The 2,825-nt window shown below is 50.5% G+C and carries 1 protein-coding gene; it reads right to left on the bottom strand.

From position 1 onward, the window contains the following. A partial coding sequence (locus H6F50_RS00365) for an EAL domain-containing protein (RefSeq protein WP_190425051.1) occupies nt 1–2,825 on the bottom strand: 2,825 nt, incomplete at both ends.

Below are 2,825 nucleotides of genomic sequence, written 5' to 3'. Positions count from 1 at the left end.
TCTAGTGGCTTGGAAAAGAAGAATCCTTGCCCAGCTTCGCAGCGTAGCGATCGCAGTTGTTCCATCTGAGCCGCCGTTTCTACACCTTCTGCGATCACATCTAATCCCAGATGATGAGCCAGCGTAACAATCGTTTTTACAATCTCAGAATTTTCGCCTGCATCCATCCGGCTAACAAAGGAGCGGTCAATCTTCAGAGTATTGAGCGGAAAGCGGTGCAAATAGCTCAAAGAAGAATAGCCGGTTCCGAAGTCATCAATACTAAGTTGAATTCCGGAGTTGCTTAGTTGCTCTAAACTAGCCGTAGCGGCGGCAGCATTTTCCATCACTACACTTTCGGTAATTTCCAGTTTTAGACTTGGCGCTGGTAACTCGGTTTCTTGGAGAATTTGCTGAATTTGCTCGACTAAATTAGGTTTTGAAAACTGTCTGCCGGAAAGATTAACGCTGATGGTTAATGGTGCCAAGTCGGGAAATTCTTGTTGCCAAAGCCGCATTTGACGGCAGGCTTCGCGCAGAACCCACGCTCCCAAGGGGATAATTAAACCTGTTTCTTCTGCGATCGGGATAAAATCAACTGGGGAAATCAAGCCGCGAAACGGGTGAGACAAGCGTACCAGTGCCTCGAAACCAGTAATTCTGCCAGTCATGAAGCAGACAATGGGCTGATAGTGAAGCAGGAAAGAATGACTGAAGGATGCGGACTCACGACTGAGTGAAGAGTAACCAGAAGAATTGACAGTTTTTGTTTGAAGCCGGTCTTTTACCTCAGTTCTGGCTAGGGCTTGTCTGAGATCGTTTTCTAGTTGCAAGCGAGCCACCGCATGAGTGTGCATAGCGGTGGTAAAAACTTCGTAACGGGCTTTGCCTAGTGCCTTGGCTTGATATAAGGCGATGTCGGCGTCACGCAGAATGTCTCCGGGGTAGGGGCAAGTTTTGTAAGTGCCTGATGAACCTCGTTGCTCGATTGCACTTAAGGTAATGCCAATGCTGGCTGTCACAACGACTTCGTGTCTGTCTAGGTTGAAAGGATGCCGGAGGTCTTTTTGGATGCTTTTGGCGATCGCTTCTACAACGTCGATATCTTGAATTTCTTCTAAGAGGATGACGAATTCATCGCCCCCAAGCCGTGCCACAGTATTGCTGCCACACACAGAGGCTTGCAGGCAAGAAGCGACGCTACTTTGCAGTCGCTTTGCTAACGCAATCAGCAGATGGTCTCCGATGACATGACCGAGGCTATCATTGACGACTTTGAAGCGATCGATATCTAGAAATAAGACGGCAAACAGATATTCTGGCTGTCTTCTGGTTCGCGCGATCGCCTGGGACAGTCGCTCCATAAATAAGGCTCGATTGGGCAAACCTGTCAGCGGATCGTGAAATGCATCATAGATGAGATGTTCCTCAGCCACCTTGCGGTCGGTAATATCCGTCTGCGATCCTGCCATCCGGTAGGCTTTGTCATTGGCATCTCGAATCGCCATTCCTCGACAAAGCATCCATCGGTAGGTTTTATCCTTATGTAACATCCGATATTCTTTCTCGAAGTGGTGAGTCAACCCTTCTAGATGGGCAGCGATCGCGCTTTTGACTCGCTCCAAGTCTTCTGGATGTACGCGGTTAAACCACTCCTCCGGGCTGTCGCCAATTTCATCCTCCTGGCAACCCAACATCGATTTCCATCGCGGCGAAAAATAGAAGGTTTCCGCTTTCAGGTTCCAATCCCACAAACCTTCATTACTCCCGCGAACCGCCAGCGCATACCGCTCTTCGCTTTCTCGCAGCGCCTCTTCCGCAAGCTGGCGTTCGTTCGCCGTTGCCAAGACATTCGCAACCGCTTGCAAAAAATGAACTTCGTCTTCCGTAAACCTCCGGTAGTAGGGGGTGTGAACGCTCAAAACACCGAACGGGTTCCCCTGACTATGAATAATCACACTCATGCCAGCGATCGCACGGTGGTTGTGCAGCAGTGGCGTTCCAGAAAAGCGCGTTTCGATCCGGAGGTCTTCCACAATCACCGGCTTCCCCGTTAGCAAGGTATATCCTGCCTGGGAACGATCGTGGGCACCGATGATTGCAGAACCCACCAACCCTTCCTGCCAACCAACGCCCGCCCGCATGAAGAAAGCATTGCCTCCTGGCATCAGTTCCATAACCTGGCAATAGGGCACTTCCAGGGTTTGGGCAACCAGCTTCACCGCTTCTTGCATCAGCGTATCTAGATTGGTGCCAGAGAGCGCCCCTTGCCCCAGTTGAGCCACTGCTGCTGAAGCCCGCGCATGGGATTTTAGTTCGTACTCAGCGGCTTTGCGTTCGGTAATATCTCGTTGCACCGCTAGCAAATGGGTAAACCAACCCGTACTATCTGCCAGGGGTAAAATATTCAGTTCTACCCAAAAATCGGAACCGTCTTTACGGTAGTTAATCAACTCGACTCTGACCGGCTCCCATCGTGACAAAGCTTGACGAATTTTATCGAGTTGCGATCGCTCAGTTTTCGGCCCTTGCAACAACCGGGGAGTCTTACCGATTACCTCTTCCGGTTGATAGCCGGTCATTTGGGTAAAGGTCTGATTTATATAGACAATTCTGGGGCCAAGCGGCTCTTCCAATGGCTCAGCTTCTGTAATGACAATCGCGTCATTTGCATTGATAACAATGGATTCTAGTAGGCGCAGGCGCTCCTCAGAGAGCGTAAAGAAACGCTCCTGCTGTTCTTCCCCTCGTGAGTGCGATTGGGGGGCACGGGTTAAGCGGTTCAAACCACGGCGTAGTTCTTGTTGAGCCGCAACCTGACGAGCGATGATTCGCAGTGCTTCGGA

It is taken from the genome of Coleofasciculus sp. FACHB-712 (genome assembly GCF_014695635.1).
Classification (GTDB): Bacteria; Cyanobacteriota; Cyanobacteriia; order Cyanobacteriales; family FACHB-T130; genus FACHB-T130.
This window is presented reverse-complemented; position numbering and strand designations above follow the sequence as displayed.